General features: G+C 64.0%; 25 protein-coding genes. 16 read left to right on the forward strand and 9 right to left on the reverse strand.

Annotated features, from left to right (window positions below):
• Positions 1-179: 179 nt before the first annotated feature.
• Complete coding sequence (locus ACTXG5_RS17880) at positions 180-1,517, reverse strand: acyltransferase family protein (protein WP_445160060.1); 1,338 nt, start codon at positions 1,515-1,517, stop codon at positions 180-182.
• 98 nt (positions 1,518-1,615) lie between these two features.
• On the opposite strand from ACTXG5_RS17880, the gene ACTXG5_RS17885 reads away from it, so the two are divergent.
• Complete coding sequence (locus tag ACTXG5_RS17885; protein ID WP_445160061.1) at positions 1,616-2,587, forward strand: aldo/keto reductase; 972 nt, start codon at positions 1,616-1,618, stop codon at positions 2,585-2,587.
• Positions 2,588-2,591: 4 nt separating this feature from the next.
• Here ACTXG5_RS17885 and ACTXG5_RS17890 read toward each other — a convergent pair whose 3' ends face one another.
• From ACTXG5_RS17890 to ACTXG5_RS17905, 4 genes are all read right to left on the reverse strand, one after another.
• Positions 2,592-3,725 carry a phosphotransferase gene (locus ACTXG5_RS17890; protein ID WP_445160062.1) on the reverse strand — a complete coding sequence of 378 codons (1,134 nt, stop codon included), beginning with the start codon at positions 3,723-3,725 and terminating at the stop codon, positions 2,592-2,594.
• 102 nt (positions 3,726-3,827) lie between these two features.
• A complete protein-coding gene (locus tag ACTXG5_RS17895; RefSeq protein WP_445160063.1) occupies positions 3,828-4,448 on the reverse strand; it encodes a TetR/AcrR family transcriptional regulator in 621 nt (206 codons plus the stop codon).
• 151 nt (positions 4,449-4,599) lie between these two features.
• Entirely contained in the window at positions 4,600-5,712 is a 1,113-nt protein-coding gene (locus ACTXG5_RS17900; protein WP_445160064.1) for an NAD-dependent epimerase/dehydratase family protein, read from the reverse strand.
• 111 nt (positions 5,713-5,823) lie between these two features.
• Entirely contained in the window at positions 5,824-6,636 is an 813-nt protein-coding gene (locus ACTXG5_RS17905) for an acyl-CoA thioesterase (RefSeq protein WP_445160065.1), read from the reverse strand.
• 135 nt (positions 6,637-6,771) lie between these two features.
• Here ACTXG5_RS17905 and ACTXG5_RS17910 point away from each other — a divergent pair, with 135 nt between their 5' ends.
• The 5 genes from ACTXG5_RS17910 (at position 6,772) to ACTXG5_RS17930 (ending at position 10,872) form a co-directional block, all read left to right on the forward strand.
• The gene (locus tag ACTXG5_RS17910) at positions 6,772-7,170 is read left to right on the forward strand and encodes a nuclear transport factor 2 family protein (protein ID WP_445160066.1); all 399 of its coding nucleotides are present in this window, start codon (positions 6,772-6,774) and stop codon (positions 7,168-7,170) included.
• A 116-nt stretch (positions 7,171-7,286) separates the two neighbouring features.
• Entirely contained in the window at positions 7,287-8,582 is a 1,296-nt protein-coding gene (locus ACTXG5_RS17915) for an acyl-CoA dehydrogenase family protein (protein ID WP_445160067.1), read from the forward strand.
• Positions 8,579-9,598: a zinc-dependent alcohol dehydrogenase family protein gene (locus tag ACTXG5_RS17920; RefSeq protein WP_445160068.1), complete on the forward strand. Its 1,020-nt coding sequence runs from the start codon at positions 8,579-8,581 to the stop codon at positions 9,596-9,598. Before ACTXG5_RS17915 ends, ACTXG5_RS17920 begins: the two co-directional genes overlap by 4 nt.
• 19 nt (positions 9,599-9,617) lie before the next feature.
• Complete coding sequence (locus ACTXG5_RS17925; protein ID WP_445160069.1) at positions 9,618-10,202, forward strand: TetR/AcrR family transcriptional regulator; 585 nt, start codon at positions 9,618-9,620, stop codon at positions 10,200-10,202.
• 40 nt (positions 10,203-10,242) lie between these two features.
• Complete coding sequence (locus ACTXG5_RS17930; RefSeq protein ID WP_445160070.1) at positions 10,243-10,872, forward strand: TetR/AcrR family transcriptional regulator; 630 nt, start codon at positions 10,243-10,245, stop codon at positions 10,870-10,872.
• Here the strand turns inward: ACTXG5_RS17930 and ACTXG5_RS17935 are convergent.
• Together ACTXG5_RS17935 and ACTXG5_RS17940 are read right to left on the reverse strand one after the other, a co-directional pair.
• Entirely contained in the window at positions 10,837-11,601 is a 765-nt protein-coding gene (locus tag ACTXG5_RS17935; protein ID WP_445160071.1) for an SDR family NAD(P)-dependent oxidoreductase, read from the reverse strand. The genes ACTXG5_RS17930 and ACTXG5_RS17935 overlap by 36 nt on opposite strands.
• Positions 11,598-12,629 (reverse strand): phosphotransferase family protein, encoded by a 1,032-nt coding sequence (locus tag ACTXG5_RS17940; protein ID WP_445160072.1) that lies wholly within the window; start codon positions 12,627-12,629, stop codon positions 11,598-11,600. The genes ACTXG5_RS17935 and ACTXG5_RS17940 overlap by 4 nt, the downstream gene beginning before the upstream one ends.
• Positions 12,630-12,831: 202 nt before the next feature.
• Between ACTXG5_RS17940 and ACTXG5_RS17945 the strand changes: the two genes are divergently transcribed.
• From ACTXG5_RS17945 to ACTXG5_RS17990, 10 genes are all read left to right on the forward strand, one after another.
• The gene (locus ACTXG5_RS17945) at positions 12,832-14,064 is read left to right on the forward strand and encodes an acyl-CoA dehydrogenase family protein (RefSeq protein ID WP_445160073.1); all 1,233 of its coding nucleotides are present in this window, start codon (positions 12,832-12,834) and stop codon (positions 14,062-14,064) included.
• Positions 14,065-14,098: 34 nt separating this feature from the next.
• On the forward strand, positions 14,099-14,965 hold the full coding sequence (locus ACTXG5_RS17950) for a hypothetical protein (protein ID WP_445160074.1): 867 nt from the start codon (positions 14,099-14,101) through the stop codon (positions 14,963-14,965).
• 24 nt (positions 14,966-14,989) lie between these two features.
• The gene (locus ACTXG5_RS17955; protein WP_445160075.1) at positions 14,990-16,132 is read left to right on the forward strand and encodes a cation:proton antiporter; all 1,143 of its coding nucleotides are present in this window, start codon (positions 14,990-14,992) and stop codon (positions 16,130-16,132) included.
• Between the two features lie 98 nt (positions 16,133-16,230).
• Entirely contained in the window at positions 16,231-17,208 is a 978-nt protein-coding gene (locus ACTXG5_RS17960; protein WP_445160076.1) for an Acg family FMN-binding oxidoreductase, read from the forward strand.
• Positions 17,209-17,325: 117 nt separating this feature from the next.
• The gene (locus tag ACTXG5_RS17965; RefSeq protein ID WP_445160077.1) at positions 17,326-18,090 is read left to right on the forward strand and encodes a universal stress protein; all 765 of its coding nucleotides are present in this window, start codon (positions 17,326-17,328) and stop codon (positions 18,088-18,090) included.
• Positions 18,091-18,109: 19 nt separating this feature from the next.
• Positions 18,110-18,967 carry a universal stress protein gene (locus tag ACTXG5_RS17970; protein ID WP_445160078.1) on the forward strand — a complete coding sequence of 286 codons (858 nt, stop codon included), beginning with the start codon at positions 18,110-18,112 and terminating at the stop codon, positions 18,965-18,967.
• A 60-nt stretch (positions 18,968-19,027) separates the two neighbouring features.
• Positions 19,028-19,681: a response regulator gene (locus ACTXG5_RS17975; RefSeq protein ID WP_445160079.1), complete on the forward strand. Its 654-nt coding sequence runs from the start codon at positions 19,028-19,030 to the stop codon at positions 19,679-19,681.
• A 192-nt stretch (positions 19,682-19,873) separates the two neighbouring features.
• Positions 19,874-21,523 carry a GAF domain-containing protein gene (locus ACTXG5_RS17980; RefSeq protein ID WP_445164482.1) on the forward strand — a complete coding sequence of 550 codons (1,650 nt, stop codon included), beginning with the start codon at positions 19,874-19,876 and terminating at the stop codon, positions 21,521-21,523.
• Between the two features lie 98 nt (positions 21,524-21,621).
• Entirely contained in the window at positions 21,622-21,966 is a 345-nt protein-coding gene (fdxA, locus tag ACTXG5_RS17985; RefSeq protein WP_445160080.1) for a ferredoxin, read from the forward strand.
• Positions 21,967-22,051: 85 nt separating this feature from the next.
• Positions 22,052-22,834, forward strand: coding sequence for an SDR family oxidoreductase (locus ACTXG5_RS17990; protein ID WP_445160081.1), 783 nt, complete (start codon positions 22,052-22,054; stop codon positions 22,832-22,834).
• On the opposite strand, the gene ACTXG5_RS17995 is transcribed toward ACTXG5_RS17990, so the two are convergent.
• Positions 22,827-25,739, reverse strand: a complete 2,913-nt coding sequence (locus tag ACTXG5_RS17995; RefSeq protein ID WP_445160082.1) for an MMPL/RND family transporter — start codon at positions 25,737-25,739, stop codon at positions 22,827-22,829. The genes ACTXG5_RS17990 and ACTXG5_RS17995 overlap by 8 nt on opposite strands.
• Positions 25,736-26,152, reverse strand: coding sequence for an MmpS family transport accessory protein (locus ACTXG5_RS18000; RefSeq protein WP_445160083.1), 417 nt, complete (start codon positions 26,150-26,152; stop codon positions 25,736-25,738). The genes ACTXG5_RS17995 and ACTXG5_RS18000 overlap by 4 nt, the downstream gene beginning before the upstream one ends.
• Positions 26,153-26,227: the final 75 nt, after the last annotated feature.

Raw genomic sequence — 26,227 nt, forward strand, 5'->3', positions numbered from 1 at the left:
CACGCGCGCCGGGACGGATCGGCGTGCGGATCAATCGGCATCGTCAGTGTCATGGCACGCCTTTCTCTCGCATTCGGCATTAGGTTAGGCTACCCATACCCACAATGCAAAACGGGCGGACAGCCTGCCCGGATGGGGGGCTGCCGGAGCTATCCGGATGCGTTACGAAAGCGCCTGCACTACAGCCCCTTTAGGGGGCGAGAGGGCAGATGGGCGGGCTGCGGGCTGACCTGTTTGGGACAAATCGCGACCAGCATCACCCCAGTGGCGAAGACCAGGGCGGTCACCAAGGGAAGGTGCCCGTCCGGAGCAAAGCCCGCGGCGGCGACAAACGCCAGACCGTAGGCCGCCATCGCGGCTCCGGCCAGCATGACCGGTTCGCCCCAGCGTTCCGCGAGCGGGATACCGAGCCTAGGCAGGGGGGCCGCGAAGAAGCGTCGTCCCCACCACAACAGCACCAGCTCGACCGCTGTCACGAGGCTGAGGATGGCCACCCATTCCAGCCGCGCCAGCCACCACTGCGCACTACCTTCGGTCGGTTGCGGCAACAATCCCGCGGGGTAGCCGATGATCGCCACGATCACCACCGGAATCATGTGCCATAGGTAGAGGGCCATCACGTTGTCGTTGGCGACAGTCAGCAGGCGCCGCACCGGGCGGGCGCGCAGTGCGTGGTTGAGCGCGGGTGCAAGTGCCATTGCCAACCCGGTCTGTGCGCAGCCGAACGCCAACAACGCCACGTTGGGCGGCGTGGTGTTGTCCACGGTCTGGCCGGGAACACCGATCATGCTGACCGGATAGATTTTCAGCCAGATCAACAATGCCAGTGTGCTCGCCGATACCGCAGCGAGCAGTGCGGGTCTGGATCCCCCCAATAGTCCGTCGTGCCAAGCTATTCCGAGCTGGTACAACACACCCCAACACAGCAGGTAGTTCAACCAGCCCAGGTAGGGCAGGTGGGCGCCGAGCGTGGCAACGTCTACCAACGCGACGCCGATGGCGAGTGCTGCCGGCACCAACAGTCCCCAACGGCGTTGTGCGGCAACGGCGATGGGTGTCAACGCGACCACCATGAGGTAGACGACGAGGAACCACAGGTGCATCGCTACCGCCCAACCCGCATATTCCATCGTGGAACTGCCCACGTGCAACGCTCCCAGCACTACCACGCCCACCGACACCACCGCGGCGTACGCTGCGGTCGGGCCGAGAACTCGGGACAGTCGATGCCGCAGCCACGTCTGGCGCGATACTCCGTTGGTGTCGCGCCGATGCGCCCACGACACTGCGCTTGCGTAGCCTGCCGCCAGGAAGAAGGTGGGGACAGCCTGCAGCGGCCAGGTCAGCCATTGGGTCCAGGGCATGTCGACAAGCGGATTCTGCCTACCGAAATGTCCGTCGTAGTAGGTCACGCTTCCGGCCAGCCAGTGCCCCACCACAATAAGGACCACGCCCGATACTCGGTAGTAATCCACCGCCAGATTGCGGACCGGACGTGCGGTGTTTGCGCGGTCCATCAGATCGGGGGAAGCTCGACGCGGTACACAGCGCCACGGTACCCGGGCAGCTCTCGCCGCGACCGAACGAAACCGCGTCTACGACAGGAGAACGTGCCATGAAACAGGCTCACCTCGCCGATCTGCAGGTCGGCCGTATCGGCTTAGGCGCGATGGGGATGTCCGCCGCCTACTCCATCGGCGGCTTTGACGACGCCGAGTCCATCCGCACGATTCACCGCGCTCTCGATCTGGGTGTCACATTGATCGACACCGCCGAGGTCTACGGCCCCTACATCAACGAGGAGCTGCTCGCCGGTGCCCTGCAGGGCCGCCGGGATCAGGTGGTGCTGGCGACCAAATTCGGCCTGATCTCCCACACCGGCCGGGACGGCCTCGACAGCAGCCCCGACAACATCCGCGTCGCGGTGGACGGATCATTGAAACGGCTGGGGACCGACTACATCGACCTGTACTACCAACACCGCCTCGACCGCGGCACCCCGATCGAAGACACCGTCGGGGCGCTGGCCGAGCTGGTCGCCGTCGGGAAGATCCGCCACATCGGTCTTTCCGAAGTGGGCGTCAACACGATCCGCCGCGCCCACGCCGTGCATCCGATCTCGGCCGTGCAATCCGAATACTCGATGTGGACCCGCGATCCCGAAGACGGGATATTGGAAGTCCTGCGCGAACTGGGAATCGGGTTCGTCCCTTACTCCCCGCTGGGCCGCGGCTTCCTCACCGGCGCAATCCGTTCCACCGAGGAGCTTCCCGACAGCGACTTCCGCAAGACCAACCCGCGGTTCTTCGACGAGAACTTCCGCCACAACCTCAGCAGCGCCGACGAGCTGCGCGACATCAGCGTCGACATCGGCGCTACTCCAGCCCAGGTTGCGCTGGCCTGGCTGCTGGCGAAGGGGCCCGACATCGTGCCCATTCCGGGGACCAAACGGGTTGCGCGCCTTGAGGAAAACGTTGGCGCCGACAGCGTTGAACTCACACCCGAGCAACTGGCCAGGCTTGACCAACTCACCCCGGCGGTCGGCGGCCATCACGCCGAAGCGCAAATGGGATGGATCGACCGCTAACCGCCTACAGCGAACCCTTCAGTGCGGCAACGGTTTCGAGATCGTCGAGAGCCGCGACGCCGCGTCGCAAGCCTTCCATGGCGATATCTTCGACCTGCATTCCGCCGATTCCCGCGGTGATCAGTGCGGCGACATACGCGTAGAGCGCGCCTTGCCGGTACCGCAGCCATAGGTCTTCGCGGTCCAGGTCGGGTCCACCGGCCGCGGCCAGCGCCTGCCGGTAGACGTCGAGCAACTCGCGCTGGGCGGTCGAGCGGTCTTCCGGTGTCAGGCTGGTGATCAGGGTGTAGGCCAGTTCGCGGGACGGATGTCCGCGCCGCACGACCTGCCAGTCCAACAGTCCCGCCTCGCCATCGCGGAAGTACATGTTCCCCGGATGAGCGTCGCCATGCATGACCGTGTGCGGGGGAGTGTCGATCACCGCGGCGACCGCACGGTAGTTCTCGGCGATGAATCGACCGTTTTCCACCGGTATCGTGGTCCGCTCGGCCAGGCGCTTCATCGAGGTCGTCATCAGCGAGCCGGTCAACAGCGAGGTGACGTCATCCGACGGCGTGTAGAGCCAGCTCAGCGGCCCGCGTCCGCTTTGGCGCATGCGGTCCCAGAAAGTTCCGTGCAGGTTCGCCAGTAGCTCGACGACGAGGCCGGCCTGATCGGTGGACAGCGGGTGCAAGGTGTCGGGAAATACGCAGGACTCGGGTAGGTCTTCCAGGACCAGCAGGTACCGACCGGTCCACTTGTCGAATGCCGCCCCGTAGGCCACCGGCACTCCCGGGAGTTCGGGAGCGAGCTGACTGTAGAAACGGACCTCGGTGTCGCCCAGCCGGCCCAGCTCACCCATCAAGCGGGTTGCGGCGGTCTGCGCCGCAATCTTGATGAACACCGACTCCGGCACGTCATCCCCGGTCAGCACCACCCGTGCCCGCGACGACGTCCCCGCATCGCTGGCCAGGACGCGGATCGACCTGACATTGCGACCCATGACACGCGAAAGCGCCGCGGTGTTGAGATCGCCGACCGTGCGGGGCAGCCCCGCACGACTGCCCACGATGGCGTCTGCGGTCACCCGGCCGATTCCCCGCCCGAGATGAGCTGCCAGGCCGACAACCGAAAGGGCCTGTTCAACGGGATTTGTCATCACTGTCCGTCCTGTGTGCGCCACCGGACCCACGTACAAGTGTGCGCGAATGGGTTGCCACGACAAAAATAGCTTAATGTCTGGACATCAGACAAAGTGAGACTAATGTCTGATCTGTGGCACCAGGGCCCGCACCAAGAACTGCTCGACGAATTGGCGCTTGTCGGCCACGGGGCGGTGCCGCCACGCCGGCGCCAGCAAAAACAGCGTCGTCGTGTTCAGCCACTGGACGATCGCGCGAGGATCGAGGTCGGCGTGGAGCTTGCCGGCCTCCTTCCACCGGTGCAGCAGCGGCCCATAGTGGACCAGCAGCAGATCGACCATCGGTTCCGACCCCAGCTGCAGGGCCGCGGGGACCGCGGTGCTTTCGGCGGCTAACAGCGCCTCGTTCAAGGGATTGCCCGCCACCGACTCCACCCGCGCCAGGACCATCTCGGGCAACGAGCGCGCCGGGTCGTCGGGGTGCTGCAGGGCGTCGACCAAGTCGCCCAGCGCGGTGTCGACCCGCGCCAGCATCAGGCCCAGCAGGACCTCGTCGCGATTGGGGAAGTAGCGGTACACCGTCGAGCGGGATACACCGGCCTCGTCGGCCACTTCGGCCATCCGGATCTGGGCGTTGCCCCGCCGCACGATGCAGCGCCCGGCCGCGCCCAGAAGACGCCTGCGCGCCTCCTCGTCATCGAGGATCGCGCGGTCGTCGCCCCACCACCGGCTCGGCTCCATGCAGCGATATTAGGGGATGTGTTGCGCCGTTGGGTATCTGATGCGCGAGGTTTGGCGATAAATCTTCATCGATACGACGTGATCTCCGAAAGTATTCGATGGCAATAGGTTTCGCCATCGGGCAGTACGCGCATTCATGGGCTTCGCGCGACTAGTCCGTCGGCTGATCGGCGTGAGCCAGCGCGCCGGGGCCGTATTTCTTTTCGATCAGCGCCCACGGGTCGGCGTAGGGTCCTCGTCCCTCCGCGCAACGCTGTAGCTTCAATGCGGCTAGCAAGAGCGGCCGCAGTAACGGGCCGAGCACGCGCAACACCAGGCGCAGATTCCCCTGGGCCTCGGCAATCCAGGCCAGGGTTTCGGGCCAGTCGTGCTCTTGGAAGTCAAGCAGCGCCTGCGATTCGGTGGTGTCGTACCAGCCGGTGAAACTCCAACCGCGGTCGTCGTCGGGGTCTCCGGGCAGGCCCGCCGACGGGCCGAGGCGATCCAGGCCGACGGCGGTCATCAGGTCGCCCTCAAAATCGCTCTCCAGCGCCACGTACGATTCGTTTCCGCCGATGAGCAGCACCTTGCCGGCAATGGTGGCTTCGCGATCGACACCGTTGGCAAATGCCAGTGCCACATCGCGCGCGTCCACCGCATGCATGCGGTTGTCGCTTGGCAGTGAGCGCATGATCAGCAGGTAGTCGCCATTGAAGCTCGAGCCGGAGTCCGGCGACATGACCCCACCCAGTCGCAGCAACGCGTAGGGGAGGCCGCTGGCGCGGATTACCGCCTCCGCCAACACTTTGTCCTGACCGTACTGATCGATCGGGTTCAAGGCGGTGTCCGGAGTAATCCGCTCTGGAAGGCGATGAGGGTTGCGCGACCCGTACACCGCGGCGCTGGACGCCAGCAGGAAAAGCGGTAGGCGAGGCAGTCCCGCTGCTGCCGCGAGGAGGTTTTCGGTACCGCCGACATTCACCTTTTTGGCCAATATGGGGTTTCGGTACGACAGTGGTGCGAGGAGCGCCGCAAGGTGAACGATCGCTCCTGGCTGGTGCGTCGCGATCAGTCCGTGCACCGCCTCGGCATCCGTGAGATCGACATATTCGGGAATCAGTGCCCCGGACTGCGCGGTGGCGGACAATTCCTGTTCTACCGCAACGGTTTTGTCGTTGCGCAGATCGACGGCGATGACGGTCCGGCCTCGATCGAGCAGGATCTGGGCGCATCGCTTGCCGATCTGCCCGAACGCGCCGGTGATCAAAATGGTGTCGACTGTCATGGAATTCCTTTGCTAACCGAGCAGCCGACCGGGCGAGCCTGGCGGCCGTCCTGCGGATTCGGTCACGCCAAGCGTGACATTCACGCGTTAGCTGGACAGCGGTGGGGCCGGTCAGCCCTTGAAGTACACGATCTGATGTGTGGTGGCCAGCAACGCGCCGTCACGAGTCCACACCTGCGCGCTCTGATCGAAGTGGCCGCGTGAGAAGCGGTTGGCGTGAGCGCTCGCCAGGACGTAGTCACCGCCGAGGGCGTCAAGTTGCTGCTGATCGGCGTGGAAATAGGTCGTCAGCGAGATCGTCCCGGCAGGCACGACTCCGCCGAGGCGCTGAAACACCCGCGGATAGAACACGTCACAGAGGGCGGCCAGCGCCGGATAGTCGACACGGCGTTGCGCACCGTCGCGCACCCACAAGGTGCTTGTCGACGTCGAGGTGGCCGGCTCACCCGGGGAGGGAAATGCGCCCGCAACGAAGCGCATGTCGTAGAGGCGCGCCCAAACGACGACTTCCTCCTGATCGCGACTGGGAGCAATCTGCTCTGGCGCCGGCACTCTCGGCAGACGCGCTTCGGTGTCGCCCCAGGTGTCGCGTCGGACGCCGAACACCGCGGTAGCGGTGGTCTTGACGTCGCCGTCCTGACTGAGTTCGAGAATCCAGTGCTGATTGGTGCGGTTGGTGCGGGCGGCCCGAAGCGAAATGTCGAAGTCGCCGTCGGCGAGGGGACCGGCGAAGTTCACGGTGATCGCCAACGGCTCACCGATGCGGTCGGGGTGAGTCTCGACCGCATGCACCAGGACAGCGGTGGTGATGCCGCCGAACGGTCCGACCATGTTGGCCCACTCCGGATGAGTCCGGCCGCGCCTGACGGTGCCGTCGAGGGCATCGAGCCGGATGGCCCTGTCGAAGGGGTGCGTGGGCGTCATGGTGACGGCAGACTACTTCCCGCCGACCCGAAGGCCGGACACGGGGTTGTCGCGATCGCCAGGCATCGGACACTCCGAGCGCGTGTGGAAGCGATGTAATTTTAAATTTCCGATGCGGTGCGTGGAAAGGTCGGTATGACAGAGTCGTCGACGCGTGAGTTGCTCACGGCACTGGTGGACGCGTTCGGTGATGCCGAGCGCATCACCGAATTGCTGGCGCCCGATGCGCAGTGGTGGATCACCCCGACTGTCGGTGTGCTGGGCAGTCCGACAGTAGGGCGCGATGCGATCCGTGCCGCGATGCGGGTGATCTTCGGCCAGCTGTATGACGACGTGTCTACGACGGTGCACCACCTGCTCTGTGACCACGACATGGGCGCCACGCGTTTCACGATGCGGGCAACCGCATTGTTTGCCGGCGGGCAACCCTACGAGAACGAATACAGGGTGTGGGTCCAGGTGCGGGACGGGCAGATCGTCCGGGTGTGGGAGTACCTCGACGTTGCCCATGCGTCAGGTCAATTCAGCGCATGATCAGCCGTCTGGGCAGCGGTGTTGCGCTGACGCATCACACTATGATTACACTGTGATCGCACTGTAAGGAAGTGCGCCGATGTTGCCAGCAAGCGCGACCGACGGTGAGGAAAGCGATGGCCTGGGACTTCGAGACGGATCCAGATTTCGCTGAAAAGCTTTCGTGGATGCGCGATTTCATCGACTCCGAGGTCATCCCGCTGGAGCCCATCCTGTCGGAGATCCCGGCCGACGACTGGCAGCTGGTCAAGCGCCACCTGCAGGCCAAGGTCAAGGCGCAAGGGCTATGGGGCTTGTTTCTCGATCCCAGCCTGGGCGGCGCGGGGCTAGGGCAGCTCAAGCTCGCGCTGATGTCGGAGATCATCGGCCGGTGCATGGTGTCAATGGAGCTCTTCGGGGTCCAGGCGCCCGACAGCGGCAACATGGAGCTGCTCGCGCACGGCGCGACCGATGCGCAGAAGCAGCGCTGGTTGTATCCCAACCTCAACGGGGAGATATCCAGCGCGTTCGCGCTGACCGAACCATTCCTTGCCGGAGCCGACCCGACCGTCATCGACACCACCGCCGTACTCGACGGCGAGGACTGGATTATCAACGGCCACAAGTGGTTCACCACCAACGCTTCCTGCGCGGACATCATCTTGGTGGTCGCCGAGACCGACCCCGCCGGCCGGCCACACCGGCACGCTTCGATATTCGTCGTTCCGGCGGGAACGCCAGGGTTGAACATCATCCGCGACATCCCGACGATGGCCCATCCCGACCCGGAGTTCGGCCGGCGTGGCAACCATGCCGAGATTGTGTTCACCGACTGCCGCGTCCCGGCCGATCACCTGGTCGGTCCGCGCGGCGGTGGCTTTGTGCTGGCCCAACAACGCCTTGGCGGCGGCCGTATCCATCACTCGATGCGTTGGCTCGGGCAGGCACAGCGGGCCCTGGACATCATGGGTGAGCGCGCGGTCTCGCGCCGTTCACACGGCCGGCTGTTGGGTGAACATCAGATGGTGCAGGACTATATTGCGCTGTCGCACACCGAGATTCAGGCAGCCAGGTTGCTGACATTTCAGACCGCCTGGAAAATGGACCGCTTCGGTGCGGCAGAGGTCCGAGCCGAACTGGGGATGATCAAGGCGCATGTGTCGAAGGTGGTGCTGGCCGTCCTCGACCGCACCATCCAGGTCTGTGGCGCACTGGGCTATTCCGGGGACTTGCCCGTCGAATCCTGGTATCGGATGACGAGATTCGGGCCGATCGGCGATGGGCCCGATGAACTGCACAAGTCGGTGCTGGCTCGGCATGTGCTCAAGAAATACCGTCCGGTGCAGGGTTGGCCCACCGACCACCTTCCGTCGCGGCGGCCGGCAGCCGAACAGAAGTGGCAAGCCCTACGTCAGGAGGCGGGGATCGCATGAGCATTCCGGAGCATCAGCGGGCCATCGTTATGACCGGGCCCGGCGAGCCCGTGCAGACCGTGGAAAGGCCGGTGGACGAGCCCGGTCCCGGGCAGGTGCTGGTCAAGGTCAACGCCTCGAGCCTCAACTTCCACGACAACGTCAATCTGATGGGCCTATTGCCCGGGCCGTGGCCGCGCGTGCCAATGACCGATGGCGCCGGAGAAGTGGTGGCAATCGGGCCGGGAGTCGACGAGCTGCGGACGGGTGATCGCGTCATGGGCGCATTTCACCCGGGCTGGCACGACGGGCTGCCCACCCCGGAAGCCAAGCGGGAGGTACCTGGCGATAGCGGCGACGGATGGCTGCAGCAATACCGCGTCGCCGAGGTCACCGGCTTGGTCCGCACTCCCGAACACCTCAGCGATGTCGAAGCCGCGACGATCCCCTGTGCGGGTGTGACCGCGTGGAGTGCGTTGGTGGAGGCCAACATCGGCGAGGGTGACGTCGTGGTTACCCAGGGAACCGGTGGGGTGTCGCTGTTCGCCGTGCAACTCGCCCGCACGCGGGGTGCCACCGTGATCTTGACCTCTTCCTCCGACGACAAGCTCAAGGTCGGATCTGATTTGGGGGCAACACATCTCGTCAACTACCGAACCACTCCGGAATGGGAGACCGAGGTGAAGCGACTGACCGAGGGGCGCGGCGCCAAGTTGGTCGTCGATCTCGGTGGGCCCGCCACGCTGGCGCATTCGCTGCATGCGGCGGCGATGGGCGGCACGATCGCGGTGATCGGTGTGCTCAGCGGATTCGACATGGCATCTATCGCAGTCGCCGAGGTGATGCTGAACAACCTGCGCGTCATCGGGATCACGGTGGGCAGTGTGCGCGCTCACCGCGAGATGTGCGAGGTGGTGTCCGAGGCCGGCATCAAGCCGCAAATCAGCCACGTTTTCGACTGGGAGCAGCTCGATGAGGCGCTTCGGGTGATGCGGGCCGGTGAACATGTGGGCAAAATCGCCCTGACTATCCCGTGACCTCGCGAGGAGGATAGCCGTGCCTGGTGAACTCGAACTCGACGCGGACCAGATCGTCGCTGCCGCAGTGGAAATCATGCGCGAGAGCGGCCTGGACGCGATCAGCATGCGCAGCGTGGCCAACCGTTTGGGCGTCACGCCGCCACCGGTCTACTCCCGAATCGGCAACAAGGACGCGCTGATCAATGCGGTCGCCGAGCACCTGCTGGACGACCTCGCGCCCGCCTTGGAACGCGACGAAACCTGGCCGGACTACGCGCGCCGCTGGAGCCGTCAACTTCGCGCCCGATTGACCGACACGGCCGACAGCCGCCTATTCCTGCAGGTGAAGCGTCCGGCGTATCTGGAAGCATCCCGCCCACTGCTGAAAAGCATGCGCCGCGACGGTATGTCGACCGATATGTCGGTGCGCGCTTGCCGGCTGTTGACCTGGGCGACCGTGGGTTTCGTCGCGATGGACCACCCGCCGAGCACGAACTCGACGCGCAGGCGGGGCCGACTGGCTGGCAGCGACCCGGCCGGAGTGACGCACGAGGAAGTCGACGAGCTCTTTGCTACGCACATCGACTATCTGATCGACGGAATCCGCCGCGACTGCGCTTAGCCTGCGGGGTTGGCACGCTCAGGGCTTGTACGATGCAGCGATGGCCAAGCCGCTGATCCCGGCCGACGATATCCTCACGCACGCTCTGGACCTCCTGGATACCGAAGGCATAGAGGCTCTCAGCGTCCGTCGACTATCGGCCGCACTCAAGATCTCGCCGCGGACGCTGTATCAACAGGTCGGCAACCGCGAAGCCTTGATCAGGGCTCTGGTCGCCCGACATTTCGAGCAGCTGAAACTCGACTTCAAGGAATATGACACGTGGGAGTCGACGGCGCTGTATTGGTGCTTGGCATTGAATGACGCCCTTCGTGCCCATCCCTTTCTGACCGAGCTGATGACCATCGATGATCGCAGCGCCGTCACCGATTATGTCGATGCGCTGCTCAAAGCGACTCTGCAGGAAGGGATTCCGCGGTCGCTCGCCACTGAATGCTGTCGCGGCCTAGCGCACCTGACGATCAACCACTCCATTGTCGAGGTGCGGGCCTTGCGGGAGCCGCAGCGCTCCGCAACGGAGACGGCCAAGATCGAGGAGAATTTCCCCCGGCTGGTCGAATGGGTGATCTCCGGCGTGCGGGCGCAGGCTCGCGATGTCGATCTCAAAACGACCCGGCCCAGACGGTTCCGCCGGTCATCCGGAGCCGCCGCCGTCAACCGTCATCAATGACCCGGTGGTGTAAGTAGAGGCGTCGGAGAGCAAATAGACGGCGGCTCCGACGATCTCGTCAGGACGGCCGACACGTCCGAGCGCGACGCGACGCACCAGCTCCGGCAGGAGTTCGGGGTCGCGAACGAAGCCCGATGCCGCGTCGGTATCGAAGGTGCCGCAGATGATCCCGTTGACGCGCACGCCGACACCGGCGTACTCGAGGGCTGAGGCGGTGGTCAACGCGTTCAGGCCGGCCTTGGCCGCCGCGTAGACCGTGGTGACGGGGGTCGGCTTTACCGACGCCAGCGAACTGATGTTGATGATCGACCCACCACTGGTCGCGGCCATCGCGGTGGCAGCCAGCGCCGTCAACCGGGTGGGGCCTTTCAAGTTCACTCCGATCACCTTGTCGAACAACACCTCTGAAGTTTCCAGCAGCGAGGGGGCAACTGGGCTCATACCGGCGTTGTTGACCAACCCGTCCAGCCGACCCCATCGGGAGACGGCGGCCTCGACCACGCCGGGCAACGATTCCCAATCCCCGACATGGCACGCCAACGGATAGGCCTGCCCGCCCGACTCGGTGATCGTGGCGGCCAGTGCCTGGCAAGAGGCAAGCTTTCGGCTCGCGATGACCACGCGTGCTCCGCGCTGGGCAAGCCCGACACTCATCGCGGCACCCAGTCCGCGGCTGCCGCCCGTGACGAGAACCACCCGATCTACCAGGTTGAACAGGGGATCGGTCATTGCGCGAACCTCCTTGCGCGGCTGAGCAGTTCATCGATGACCGGTCCGAAGAACTCGTGGATCGGATTGCGGGACTCGCCGCGCAGAAATTTGGCGTAGGACGCCTCCAAGACGATCGCCAGCTTCCACGCGCTGAACACCTGATACCAGTCGAATTGTGACAGATCGCGGCCGGTGGCCTCGGCGTAGCGTGCGATCAATTGACCCGGCGTCTGGCAGTGATCGCGGTCGATGCCGTGCGGCGCATCCGGCGATCCCAGCGCGATGGGGTTTCCGGCCTCCGGCCAGAAGATCATCGCCCAGGCCAGGTCGATGAGGGGATCACCCACCGTCGTCATCTCGAAGTCGACGACGCAGGCGATCCGGGGTGGGGGCGCCGATGCCCAGATGACGTTGTCCAGCTTGTAGTCCCCGTGCATGACGGTGAGGTCGCCGTCGGCGGGCAGGTTGTCGCGCAGCCAGCCGGCGAGCTCGTCTACACCGTCCAAATCGCGGGCCCGGTAGCGCGCAAGTTGAGTGAGCCACCGATCGACCTGGCGCGGCAGAAACCCCTGCGGGTGGGACAGTTCGGCGAGCACGGTGTCCGACCAGTCGATCGCGTGCAGTCGGACCAGGGTGTCGATCAGCTGTTCGCCGATCAGCCCGTGTGACGACGGATCCCGACGTAGCGCTTCAGGGAGCCCGTCTCGGCGGATCACACCGCCGTCGACATACGACATCACGAAGAACGGAGCACCCAGGATCGTGGGATCGTCGCTGCGAGCCAGCACCGTCGGCACCGGCATCCCGGCCGCGCCCAGCGCCTCCATGATCCGTGCCTCGCGGACTACCTGATGAGCGGTCTCGGATACCGCGGCCAGGGGAGCGCGGCGGACCACCCAGGCCTGTCCCAGCCGGTCGACGCGGAACATCTCGCAGCTGCCGCCCCCTCGAATAGGGCTTACCGATACCTCCGCGGCCTCACCCGTCGCGGCGGCTAGCCACTCGAGAAACCGCGAGACATCGAAACCCGTTGCGGCAGAACTCATGCACCGACCTCCGATTGCCGGTTAAAATCACGCGGATTCCGCAAAGATAGCAGCCCGATGGCCGATCCCGGGATAGTTTCCATCGGTCTGTATAGTCAGTCACCGGTGTTGTGCAGTCGCCCAGCACAAGCTCAATATTCGGATACGACAATGGCGTCGGGAGGTCATCGTCGATGACGCACAGACGAATTCGACACTGCCGGTGACTGCCGAGACCGTCGCGGAGTTTCGCAGCCGGGCCAGGTCATGGTTGGCCACCAACATGCCGCCGTTCGATCGCGACAAGGCAGCGCTTTTAGAGCGCGACGACCTGGTGTCCTGGAAGCGGGCCCGGGAACTGCAAAAGACACTGTACGACGGGGGATTCGCCGGCATCTGCTTTCCGCGAGAGTACGGCGGGCTCGGACTGGGCTACGAGTACAAGAAAGCCTTCGACGCCGAGGCGCTCAACTATGAAACGCCGTTGCTCCTCAACGTGCCGTCCTTCGCCATCTGTTGCGCGACCATCCTCGACATGGGCAGTGCGGAACAGAAACGCGCCCACATCCAGGCAGCGTTGCGCGGGGACGAAGTGCTGGTGCAGCTGCTGTCCGAACCCAGCGGTGGCTCGGACCTCGCGGGCGTCATCACCCGTGCCGACCGCCGGGACGGTCGATGGATCATCAACGGCGCCAAGACGTGGAGCACCTGGGCGTTCGCCGCGGACTACGGGCTATGCCTGGCCCGGACCGATTGGGACGCACCGAAACACGAGGGACTGACGATGTTCCTGGTGCCGCTTCGGCATCCCGGAATAACGATCAACCGCATCCAACAGATCAACGGGTCCATCGAATTCTGCGAAGAGTTCTTCGACGACGTCGACGTGGGAGATGACGCCGTTGTCGGCGAACCGGGCAAAGGATGGGAGGTCGCATCCCGGCAGCTCTACCACGAACGTCGGACCATGGGCGACGGCTCGGAGTACACCAGTGGGCCCGGAATATCTGAGGCCGAAGATATTTCGATCGACCTGCTGTCGCTGGTCGAGAAGACGAACCAGCAGCACAGCGAACGCGTCCGGGAGATGGTTGGGCGCGCCCTGGTCCACCGCACCGTTGCGCGTCAGCTCAGCGAGCACGTCTTTCACGCGGTGGCGGGCGGAGCCCTGCCGCCGACCGCGGGATCGATCATCCGGCTGTCGATGGCTGCAGTCCACGACGTCGAAACGGACACCGCCGTTGCCGTTACGGGTACGGCGGCCGTGATCGAGGATGATGCACACCTACTTGATATCGGCATCCGCTACCTGGGCCGTCAGATCGCCAGCATCGGCGGCGGGACCACTGAAATGGCGCGGAACGTGATCGGCGAGCGGGTGTTGAACTTCCCCCGCGAGTACGCTGCCGACCGCGGCGTGCCGTTCAACCAAGTGCGGCGAAACAGACTGTCCTGACGTATAACTCAACGTCGGAGAAAGGTGGCTGAAATTGAGTGACCAACTGCGAGACATCCGAGAGTTGGCCGACGACGCCGACGCCTACCGAGATGAGCTGTTCCGCCGCTGGACGGGTCTGCTCAGTTACCGTTACATCGGGCGCAAGCACGCGTCCATGGATCTCGGCGAAGTCGATGACACCGTCGTGATCCGCCGGGACATGCGCAACGAGGCGGGCGGAATCATGGTTGCGCCGTTGGCCATTTCGTCGCCCGAGGGTTGTCAGACAGACATGGTCGCGGTCCCCAACCCGGTCATCGCCTCGGTGCAGATCATCGACCCCGGTTACGACGTCTCGCGGGTGGAGATCGTCGGGTCGGGCGTCGTGCATCAGGGCCGGACCATGGGCTACGGGCGGTGCACGATCGTCGACGCCGACAACCCGGACCGGGTGATCGCCTTCAACGAGGGGCAGGGGGCGATCATCGGTATCCCGCCGGAAGGCCTTGACAAGATGGATGTTTCGGGTACCGAGCTGGTTGTCGAGGACTCGCCCGACCTGCCGCCGCTGTGGGCCGCATTCGGGGCCGCCAGGCGCGACGACGGTCACTGGGTGCTGCCCGCACTCAGCGCAGAATTTGCCTCGCCGGACGCTGCGTTGCACATCGGGCCCCAACACGTCGTGCTGGAGACCGCGGCGACCGACCTGGCCGCCGATCTCGCCGGGACTCCGAAGGTACAGATTGTCAGCTGGCACGTCATGTTCATGTCCCGCGGGAAGATCGGGCCGTTCCGGGTCGAGGGCACCGCGCACGCGGGCGGACCCGGACGCATCGGCGTGCGCATGCTGCTGCACGACGAAGGCAACGCCGACAAAGCCGTTACCTCCGCCGCGGCGATCTTCGAGGTCGTCGGCTGATCGCGCCGCTGAAGGGTTGCTGAGATGTCGGGGTTCGGCTTCGACACGCTGGCGCTGCTGACTGCGGTAGGTTTCGCCGGCCCGCTGCTGACGTCACTGCCGCACCTGCGGATTCCGCTGATCATCGGCGAGCTGGTCGCGGGACTCGTTCTCGGCAAAACCGGTTTCGGTGTCCTCGACGAGTCGAACTCGACGTTCCAGTTGTTCGCGAACATCGGCTTCGCGCTGGTGATGTTTGTCGCGGGCACACATGTCCCGGTACGTAGCCGCGAGGTGCGTGCGGCGGTGCCGCGGGCGCTGGCGCGAGCGGTGCTGTGCGGCGTCGTCGCGGCCGCCTTCGGTGTCGCGCTGGCGTGGCAGTTCGGTACCGGCCACGCGGCGCTGTATGCGGTACTGATGACATCGTCGTCCGCGGCACTGGCGCTGCCCGTGATCGGTTCATCGCACCTGCAGGGACCACCGGTGCTTTCGCTGACTGCGCAGATCGCTATCGCCGATACCGCGTGTATCGTGTTGCTGCCGTTGGTGATCGACCTCCACAGGGCGTCGACAGCGGCCCTGGGTGCGTTGGCGATCGCGGCCTGCGCTGTGCTGCTGTTTGTGGTTCTGCTCGCGGCTGATCGCCGAGGCTGGCGTCAACGGATGCACGACTATTCCGAGAAACACAAACTTGCGCTGGAACTGCGGACCAATCTGTTCGTGCTGTTTGCGTTGGCGGCCCTGGCGGTCAGCACCCACGTGTCGATCATGCTGGCCGGCTTCGCATTGGGTTTGGTGGTCGCGTCGGTCGGGGAACCGCGACGGCTGGCGCGCCAGCTGTTCGGGATCACCGAGGGATTCTTCGGGCCGTTGTTCTTCGTCTGGCTGGGCGCCTCGTTGCACGTGCGCGAGCTGGGTGCGCACCCGAAGTTGATTCTGTTGGGTGCGGGCCTGGGGCTGGGCGCGGTGCTGGCGCATTGTGTGGGCAGGCTGCTCGGCCAGCCGCTGACCCTTGGTGTGCTCTCGGCCGCGCAGCTTGGGGTCCCGGTGGCCGCGGCCACGATCGGGAACGAGGAACACCTGCTGGCCGCGGGCGAAGGGTCGGCGCTGATGTTCGGTGCCTTACTGACAATCGCATCCGCCTCGATTGCGGGTGCATTGGCGGCGCGCGGCCAACCTCGTACGTAATGGCACAAAGTCCTTGAGGATTGGGGCCGTCCTGCCCTCGTGAGGCCGCAGCGCTTGCGCGATCGTTGACTTGACGCTTCAGCGAAGGGGCAATGGCGATGAATGCGAGCCTTCCCGATGCCGCCGCGATCCGGACTGTCCTCGGTTTGGCTTCTCGCGCTCCCTCGGTCCACAACACCCAACCGTGGCGTTGGCGAGTGGATGAGTCGAGCCTGCATCTCTACTCCGACCCGGGCCGGCAGCTGCCCAACACCGATCCCGATGGCCGGGATCTGATCCTGAGCTGCGGTGTGGCACTGAATCATTGCGTCGTTGCCTGGGCGTCGGTCGGGTGGCGGGCCAAGGTAACTCGGCTTCCGGATCCGGATGACCCCAGCCATCTTGCCGCGATCACGTTGTCGCGCTACAGCGCTGATTCCCTCGATATTGCACTGGCCGCGGCGATACCACGGCGGCGAACCGATCGGCGTCACTACAGTTCCTGGCCGGTACCGGTGGGTGACATCGCGCTGATGGCCGCACGGGCGGCCCGTAATGGTGTCACGCTATGTCAAGTCGAAGACATCGATCGGCTGCATAAGATTGTGTCCCAATCCATCTGGGACCACCTCACCCATGACTATCTTGCCGAGCTCACCGAGTGGAGTGGGCGCTACGAGTCGGTCGCCGGGGTTCCTGCCCGCAATGTTCCGGTCTCGGATCCACGCGCCAAAATTCCGGGCCGTTTGTTCGCCGGTCCCGCCTTAGCGATGCCACCGGGCACCTCAGCGGCCGAGGACAACGCCGTGGTGCTGGCACTCGGCACCAGGACAGACGACCGGCTGGCGCAGCTACGCGCCGGTGAGGCCACCAGCGTGGTGCTGCTCACCGCGACGTCGATGGGGCTGGCGAATTGCCCGGTCACCGAGCCGCTGGAGGTGACCGAAACTCGCGAGTCGGTGCACGCGGATATCTTCGGCGGCAGCCACTATCCGCAGATGCTGCTTCGCATCGGGTGGGCGGCGATCAACGCCGACCCATTACCGGCCACACCGCGGCGTGACCTCACCGAAGTCGTCGAGTGGGGAGGGCGTTAAAGGGACGAACGGCGACGCAGGTAGGGCCTTTTGGCCCCTTCGCGGCCGGCGAGTCCTCAATAGCCTGAAATTGGGCGATTCGCATGATCAGCCCGGGCACGCTAATCAGGAGCCAACATGAACCAGCTGCACTGCAAGTCGGTGGTCGTCGGCGTCGACGGGTCGCAAGCCGCGATCAGCGCTGCCAAGTGGGCAATCGACGAGGCGATCAGTCGCGCACTGCCGCTGCGTCTTGTCCACGTCATCCCGCGTGCAGAGGCGTGTGGCCCGCAACCCTCCGACTGGGAGGTCGAGTGCGGCGAAATGGCACTCTGCCAGGCCGATGGCGCCGTGCACGGCATGGGAAAGCCGGTCGAGATCGAAACAGCGCTTCTTTCAGGAGATCCCGAGCAGGTGTTGATCAACGAATCACAGGATGCCGCCCTGGTGTGCCTGGGCACCGGCAAACGCGAATGGGGGAGCGACGAGCTGTTGGGGCCCACCGCAGCCGCTTTGGCGACGCGGGCGCGTTGCCCGGTGGCCATCATCCACAGCGATTCCGACGAACCGCCGACGCAAGGCGGTGTGATTGCCGTCGTGCTCAACGACGAACCCGACAATGACGAAGTTGTGCACCACGCCATGGAGGAAGGACGGCTGCGCAAAGCCACTGTGCGACAGATCGATCAGCGATTGAGCGGCTGGGTCCGGCGCTATCCCGACGTCCACGTCGAGCTTGTCGCCGCCGGCGCCGGCGTGAAGGTCACCGAAAATCACAGCAGCGCAATCGACCTGGCTGTCGTCGGCCAGGCCGACGCCAACGAGATCGCCGGACTTCGCGCTCTCAACTGCCATCCGATTCCGGGCTATCCGGATTGCTCGGTATTACTGGTCCGCCACTGAATCGCCGAAGAAGCCTTCGATGGAGTTCGTTACCCCCCGATCGATCGTCGTCGGCATCGACGGATCGAAAGCGGCTCTGCGCGCTGCCTATTGGGCGGTCGACGAGGCAGTAAAACGTGACGCGCCGTTGCGTCTGCTCTGCGCAATCGACGCGGACCACGCCCGGGAAACCACGCCGGTCGACATGGCGCGCAAGCTTGCCACCGCCGAATCCGCCCTTCGCCGAGCTCATGCGGCAATCGAGGCGATGAGCCGGCCGGTAAAGATCGAGACTGAGATTGCTCACGAGCCGCCGGTCAAGTCGTTGTCCCGGGCTTCGGCATCGGCGGCGATGGTATGCGTGGGCGCGGTTGGATTACATCACTTTCGGGCGGGCCGGATGGGCTCGACGATTGCGGTTTTGACCGCATCGGCGCACTGCCCGGTGGCGATTGTTCGCGACCGCGACGACCATTCCCGAGACCTCGGGGACGGGATTGTCGTCGAGGTCGACGGAGCTCCCGATAACGGTCTGGTGCTGGGCGCCGCGATGGAAGAAGCGTTGCTGCGCGATGCCCCAATCCAGGCCGTCATCTGCCGGCAAACCGTGGCGGACGACGATGGCGCCGCGGATGACGATGGCGATCGACGGGCGCTCGCCGACCTGGATCGCCGGCTCTCCCGGTGGAAGCGGCAGTATCCGCAGCTGCGGGTGCGGTCGCTCACGGTGCGCGGCACCCTGACGGAGTATCTGGCTTATCGCCAGCGATCGGTGCAGCTGGTTATTGTCGGGTCCCACGACCGTGAGCATCTGGGAGAGCTGCTCGGGCCCGTCGGCAACGCTGTCCTGCACGACGCCGACTGCTCGTTGCTTATCGTCAACCGCCAACATTTGTGAAATGGGGCGATGATGAAGACGGCGCATCTCGCCCCGCCGAGCCGGCCGGAAGGACTCGCAATGATCACGGTTTTCCTGGTCGACGACCACGAAGTCGTTCGCCGCGGGTTGGCCGACTTGCTGGCCTCGGACACTGAGCTCGAAATCATTGGTGACGCGGGCTCGGTGTCCGAAGCCATGGTGCGCATACCTGCGTTGAAGCCCGACGTCGCGGTGCTCGACGTCCGTCTGCCGGACGGCAACGGAATCGAATTGTGCCGGGAACTGCTATCCGAATTACCCGACCTGCGGTGCCTGATGTTGACGTCGTTCACCTCCGATGAGGCAATGCTCGAGGCGATTCTGGCCGGTGCTAGCGGCTACGTCGTCAAGGACATCCGGGGTATGGAGCTGGCTCAGGCGATCAAGGATGTCGGTGCCGGTAAATCGCTGCTGGATAACCGGGCTGCGGCCGCATTGATGGCGAAACTGCGCGGCAATGCCGAGCCTCCAGACCCGCTTTCCGGATTGACCGACCGGGAGCGAACCCTGCTCGGTCTCCTCAGTGAGGGATTGACCAACAGGCAGATTGCCGCGCGGATGTTTCTCGCCGAGAAAACCGTGAAGAACTACGTATCGCGATTGCTGGCCAAACTCGGTATGGAGCGGCGGACCCAGGCAGCGGTGTTCGCCTCGAAGCTAGAGCAGCGGTCCACCAAGCCAACGTGGCCGTAGCGGAGCAGCCTCATCGCCGTAGCACGCGTCGGAGCGATCCGCTTAAGCTGGGCCAAGGCATCTTGGCGTCGTCTGCTCCGTCGACGCGGGTTGCCTACAGCCGAAGGTTTCGTGGAGGTATCGGGTCGAGTGGCCAGCGATGAGAGCGGCTCGGCTTTTGCCGGACTCGGCCGGCGCGGGCTGGTTCACCGGATGCACGAGCAACTCGACGAGTTGCTGGCAGGGCGCGATCAAATGGAGCAATTGCTGCGGGTAATCGTCGAGATCGGTTCGGATCTTGACCTCGATGCGACGCTGCGCCGGATCGTCATGTCGGCCAGGGATTTAACCTCCGCTCCCTATGGCGCGTTGGCGATACGCGATCCCGATGGAGCGTTGATCTCCTTTATCCACGATGGAATCGACTCCGAGACGGTGCAACAAATCGGCCCGTTGCCCGTAGGCAAGGGAATTCTCAGCGTGTCGCTGCTGGACACGCCCGCTTTACGTCTGGACGATCTGACCGCCCGCCCGGTCGCGGTCGGATTTCCCGAACATCACCCGCCGATGCGCGCTTTTCTCGCGGTGCCGATCACCATTCGGGGAACGGTGTTCGGCAATCTGTATCTGACCCACGACGAACCAACGCGGGTCTTCTCCGACTCCGATGAAGTCGCCGCCCGGGCTTTGGCGTTTGCGGCCGCGGTCGCGATCGACAATGCGCAAGTATTCGAGCGCGAACGGACGTCGGTCAAATGGATGGATGCCAGCCGCGAGATCACCACCGCCCTGCTTTCCAGCGTCGACTCGCGAACGACGCCACTGCATTTGATCGCCGAACGTGCGTGTGCCCTCACCGAAGCCGAACAGGCGATCGTGCTCGTCCCGGTGGACGCCGACCTTCCGGCAGACGAAATCGACACGCTGGTCGTCTCTGCCGCGGTCGGGCTCAACGCTTCCGAGGTCATCGGTCAACGGGTTCCGGTGGACGGTTCCACCAGCGGTGGTGTATTCCGCTCGGGCACGCCGCTGGTCACCGAATCGATGAGTTATCCGATTCAGGCGTTCACCGACGTCGGACAACGTTCGGCGATTGTGATGCCGTTGCGGGCCCGCGACGAAGTTGCCGGCGTGATCGCGGTCGCTCGCAACGCAGACCGACCACCCTTCGACAACAGCTACCTCGGCTTGGTCAGTGATTTCGCCACTCACGCTGCGCTGGCGCTCATGCTCGCCGAAGGCCGCGAGCACGCGCGCCAGCTGACGATTGTGGCCGAGCGGGAGCGCATCGCGCACGACCTGCATGACCATGTCATCCAAAGGTTGTTCGCCGCAGGCATGGATCTCCAGGGCACCGTCGCGCGGGTGCGCTCACCCGAGATCTCCGACCGGCTCAATCGCACACTCGACGACCTGCAAACCATCATCGAGGAGATCCGCACCACCATCTTCCAGCTGAAATCTCCGCTGGGGAGCGACGGCGGTTTTCGGAATCAGATTCAACGGGTCGTCGCCGACCTGACCGGAAATCGTGACATCGTCACCACGGTTCGCATGCACGGGCCGATGACGGCCGTCGGCGGCGAACTCGCCGAGCATGCCGAAGCGGTCACCGCCGAGGCCGTGAGCAATGCCATTCGTCACTCCGGGGCAACACGGCTGACCGTCGATGTCAGCGTTGCCGACATGCTGACCGTCGACATCGCCGACAACGGTTGTGGCATTCCCGCCGACAACCCGCGCCACAGCGGATTGGCCAATTTGTCCTACCGAGCTGAACAGGTTGGTGGCGCCTGCGAGGTCACTGCTGCGGACGGGGGAGGTACCAGAGTCCGCTGGACCGCTCCGCTGGCCGATCGCTGACAGAGGTCAAATACCATTGCGCAGCAGGGACTTTGGTCCCGCGCGCCGAGGTCTTTCGACCGGCGCGACGTTGGCCCGTCATGCGTAGCGTCATTGTTATGACCTATGTGATCGGCAAGGGATGCGTCGATGTGATGGAGAAGTCCTGCGTTCAGGAATGCCCGGTTGACTGCATTTACGAGGGCGCCCGAACGATGTACATCAACCCCGATGAGTGTGTGGACTGTGGCGCTTGCAGGTCGGCTTGTCACGTCGGTGCGATTTATTGGGAGGGCGATCTTCCCGAGGACGAGCAAGCGCACCTGGCCGACAACACCGCATTTTTCGCGCTACCGCTTCCAGGCCGCTCCGGTCCGCTGGGTTCCCCGGGCGGCGCCACCGAATTGGGACGAGTCGGTGTCGACACCCCGTTGATCGCGACGATGCCATCGGCCGACGCCTGAACGCTCTGGTCATACGTCCCACCGCATATGTATGGTGATCGCCAGCGTCTACGCCTGGCGCACCGACATGACAGGAGAATATGCGGTGGCAGAACGATTGGCCGGCAAGGTCGCGCTGATTAGCGGGGGTGCGCGGGGGATGGGCGCCTCGCACGTGCGGATGCTGGTGGCCGAGGGAGCCAAGGTCGTGTTCGGCGACATCCTCGACGACGAAGGAAAAGCCGTCGCGGCCGAGGTCGGCGACGCGAGTCGCTATCTGCACCTCGACGTGACCAAGCCCGAGGATTGGGACGCGGCGGTAGCCACCGCCCTCAGTGAGTTCGGCAGCATCGACGTGCTGGTGAACAACGCGGGCATCATCAACATCGGCACCTTGGAGGACTACGCGCTCTCCGAATGGCACCGGATCCTCGACATCAATTTGACGGGCGTGTTTCTCGGCATCCGCGCGGTGGTGAAACCGATGAAGGAAGCCGGACGCGGCTCGATCATCAACATCTCGTCGATCGAAGGCATGGCCGGCACCATCGCCTGTCACGGTTACACCGCAACCAAATTCGCTGTCCGCGGGCTGACGAAGTCGGCCGCGATGGAACTGGGTCCCAGCGGAATCCGGGTGAACTCAATCCATCCCGGTCTGATTAAGACGCCGATGACCGATTGGGTTCCCGACGACATCTTCCAGACCGCGCTGGGCCGCGCCGCCGAACCCAAGGAGGTCTCCAGCCTCGTGGTCTATCTGGCCAGCGACGAGTCCAGTTATTCCACCGGGTCGGAATTCGTCGTCGACGGCGGCACCACCGCGGGTTTGGGGCACAAGGACTTTTCTGCGGTCGAAACCGATGAGCAGCCAGAGTGGGTCACGTAGCGGCGGTTACCGATTCGGGTTCCTTGGCGGTCTTCTCACTTGGACTGGGCCACGGCGACGGGACTGGGCGTTGCCGCACGCGTTGCGGCCACCAGAACCACTTGCCCAGCAGTGCGGCAATGGATGGTGTCATCAGCGATCGGACGATCAGTGTGTCGAAGAGCAGGCCTAGGCCGATGGTGGTGCCGACCTGGCCGATGACCGTCAGGTCGCTGACCGCCATGGTCATCATCGTGAACGCGAAGACGAGTCCCGCTGAGGTGACTACCGAACCGGTGCCGCCCATGGATCGGATGATGCCGGTGTTCAAGCCGGCGTGGATCTCCTCCTTGAACCGCGCGACCAGGAGCAGGTTGTAGTCGGCGCCGACGGCGAGCAGGATGATGACCGACATCGCGAGCACCATCCAGTGCAGCTCAATGCCGATGAGGTGTTGCCAGATCAGCACCGAAAGTCCGAAGGACGCGCCCAGCGAGATTAAGACGGTTCCCACGATCACCGCCGAGGCCACCACGCCCCGGGTAATAATCAGCATGATGATGAAAATCAGGCACAGCGAGGCGATTCCGGCGATCAACAGGTCGTAGGTGTTGCCGTCACTGAGGTCTTTATAGATTGCCGCGGTGCCCGCGAGGTAGATCTTCGAGCCCTCCATCGGCGTGCCCTTAAGCCCCTCGTAGGCGGCCTTCTTGATGGCGCTGATGTGCGAAATGCCTTCCTGCGACATCGGATCGCCGTCATGGCTGATGATGAAGCGCACGGCATGGCCGTCGGGGGAGATGAAATTCTTCATCCCCTTCTTGAACTCGGCGTTGTTGAACGTCTCCGGGGGCAGGTAGAACGAGTCGTCGTTCTTGGACGCGTCGAATGCCTTACCCATCGCATTCGAGTTCTTCTGCGCCTCGTTCTGCTGATCCTGCAGACCTTTTTGGGTCGAATACATGGTCAGCATCGTGGTTTTCATGGCCTTCATGTTCTCGACCATGCTGGGCATCAGCGCCGTCAACTGCGGCATCACCGTGTCGAGGTGATCCATGATGGGTAGCAGGCTCTGAATGTCATCGGTCATCGTGTCGATGCCGTCGAGGCCGTCGAAAACCGAGCGAAGCGACCAGCACACCGGGATGTCGAAGCAGTGCTTTTCCCAGTAGAGGTAGCTGCGCAGGGGCCGGTAGAAATCCTCGAAATCGGCCATGTGGTCCCGTAATTCGGCGATGTCGATGGTCATGGAATGCATCTTTGCGACCATCTGATGCATATCGTCGGTCATCTGCTGGGTCAGGCTCTGCATCTTGACCATGCTGTCGATCGTCGTCTGCATCATGTCGGCCTGGTGCAGCATGTCGGCCATCTGGTCTTCTTGGTACTTCTGGTTCATCTGCTGGGTGACGCCCTGCATGCTGATTTGAAAGGGGATTGAGGTGTGCTCAATCGGAGTGCCCTCGGGCCGAGTGATGGCCTGCACGCGGGCGATCCCCGGCACCCGGAAGATTGTCTTGGCGATCTTGTCGATGACCAGGAAGTCCGCGGAGTTCCGCAGGTCGTGATCGCTTTCGATCATCAGCACTTCGGGATTCATCCGCGCCTGCGAGAAGTGCCGATCCGCGGCCGCGTAGCCCTCATTCGCGGGTAAATCGGTGGGCAGATAGTTGCGGTCGTTGTAGTTGGTGCGGTATCCGGGCAGCGTCAGCAAGCCGACAAGTGCCACCCCGATCGTCATGACCAGGATTGGGCCCGGCCACCGCACTACGACGGCGCCGACCTTGCGCCACCCGCGAATACGTTGCGTTCGCCTGGGTTCGAGTGTCTTGCCGAAACGCGTCGCTATCGAGATGACCGCGGGGCCGAGCGTCAATGCTGCCGCCACCACGACCACCATGCCGATGGCCAACGGGATACCCAGTGTCTGGAAATACGGCAGGTTGGTGAAGTGCAGGCAGAAGGTCGCGCCGGCAATGGTCAATCCAGAGCCCAGCACCACATGTGCGGTGCCCCCGAACATGTCGTAATAGGCGTCTTCTCGGGAGTGGCCGATAGACCGGGCTTCCTGATATCGGCCTATCAAAAAGATCGCATAGTCAGTTGCGGCCGCGATCGCCAACGTGACCAACAAGTTCGTAGCGAACGTCGAAAGCCCAATGATGTTGTAGTAGCCCAGGAATGCGACCATGCCGCGGGCGGCTGACAGCTCAAACACCACCATCACCAGCGTCAGCAACAACGTGACGATCGACCGATAGACCAACAGCAGCATCGCGATGATCACGGTGAAGGTGCACATGGTGATGACTTGCACACTGCGGTCACCTGCCATGTGCTGATCGGCTGACAGCGCCGCAGGCCCGGTGACGTAGGCCTTTATCCCATTGGGCGTGGGCACACTTTTGACGATGCTTTGGACGGACTCAACCGATTCGTTGGCCAAGGCTTCGCCCTGGTTACCGGCGAGGTAGACCTGCACATAGGCGGCCTTGCCGTCGTTGCTCTGTGCGCCCGCCCCAGTCAGTGGGTCGCTCCACATATCCTGAACATGCTCAACGTGTTTGGTGTCGGCGTCGAGCTTCTTGACGACCTGGTCGTAGTAGGCATGCGCATCGGCGCCCAGCGGATTTTGACCCTCCAGCACGATCATTACCGAGCTGTTGGACTTGTACTCGTTGAACACCGAACCCATACGCTTGGTCGCGACCACCGATTGCGCATCGTCGGGGGCCATCGACACCGAGCGCATTTTCCCCACCTCGTCCAGGTCGGGAACGAGGATGCTGAGCACCGCGATGAGCGCGATCCAGCCCAGGATGATGGGTATGGCGAATTTTCGGATGAAGCGCGGAATCGACGGCCGTTCTTTGTCTTCGGCGATCGGGATGGTGTCGGTCCGGGTGTCGTTAAAGGTTGTGCTCATGCGGATTTCACCAAGCAGAATGTCAGGGCGTGCACGCCGTTGGTTATTTTCTCGTCCTTGACTTCGTCATCGATGGTGATGCGGCAACCGAGGTAGTCGCCGTCGCTTTGTGCCGAAAGATTCGGAAAGACCGAGGGGGCGGTCGTGCTGAGGACCAACGTCCACGGCAGCGGCGCACCGTCGATCCGCTTCGGGTCGGCGGACAGATCCAAGTAGTTCACGTTGGCGTGGGGTGCCGAGCCGAAGACTTCGTATTTAACGACCTTGGGCTTGAACGGCTTGGAATCCTCCAGCCGTGGGCTGGTCATGACGCCGGTGTCGTTAGCGCCGAAAAACGACTTGACCCGGACCACGGCAAAGGCGCCGACCACCACGACTGCCACGATCAACAGCGGCAGCCATGCGTTGCGCAAAATCTTTGAACGCTGCAACTTACGTGATTCCCTTCCTCACCACGGAACCGTGATGTGGCCAGCGTCCGCGTGACC

The sequence above is a fragment of the Mycobacterium sp. Dal123C01 genome, assembly GCF_052566995.1.